The following is a 598-nucleotide window of genomic DNA, read 5'->3' as shown; positions in this document are numbered from 1 at the left end:
GACGAGGCCTACCTGCTCGACGTCCTCCACGCCGGCAACGAGAAGGCCAATGAACGCGCCGACCGGACCCTCCACGAGGTGCGCGAGGCCATGCACATGCTGTATTGAGCACATGCAGAGGTGCACGCCCGTCCCCCACTGACCAAACGGTCACGCACAGATGGGCACCTGGGTGGGCCGTCCGAGGGGTGCCGGGCCTGCACCGCCCTGATGGGAGACCCCGCGCACAGGGTCTCCTCACGGTCGACAGGAGCGCCTTCCCTTCCTGGAACACGCCTTTGACCAGCGATAACGTTCATCCATGGCCCTCACGACCGTGTTCCCTTCCCTCCTCGGCCGCCTCCAGGCAGACCGGGGTCGAAACGCGCGTCTGAACCGTGTCGGTCACCTTCCGCAGGGGTCCGAGGCCGCTCGGCACGAGGACCTCGAACCCTTCGGTCATGGTTCCCTCTCACAGCGCCTGAACTGGCTGCGCGCAGGAGTCCTGGGGGCCAATGACGGGCTCGTCTCCATCTCCGGCCTGTTGGTGGGTGTGGCCGCGGTGGACCCCTCCGACACCAGTGCCATCGCCATTGCCGGGACGGCCGGCATTGCCTCG

At 67.4% G+C, this 598-nt stretch carries 1 protein-coding gene; it reads left to right on the top strand.

Features of this window, described 5'->3' with window-relative positions:
* Positions 1 to 301: 301 nt before the first annotated feature.
* Positions 302 to 598: VIT1/CCC1 transporter family protein (locus tag FK530_RS26120; protein WP_193560369.1), on the top strand; the 297-nt coding region annotated here is incomplete at its 3' end.

Origin of the sequence: Tsukamurella conjunctivitidis (assembly GCF_007858475.1) — a bacterium.
Taxonomy (GTDB): Bacteria; Actinomycetota; Actinomycetes; order Mycobacteriales; family Mycobacteriaceae; genus Tsukamurella; species Tsukamurella conjunctivitidis.
Note: the sequence above shows the minus strand (reverse complement) of the source record. Positions and strands in the feature narration are given on the sequence as shown.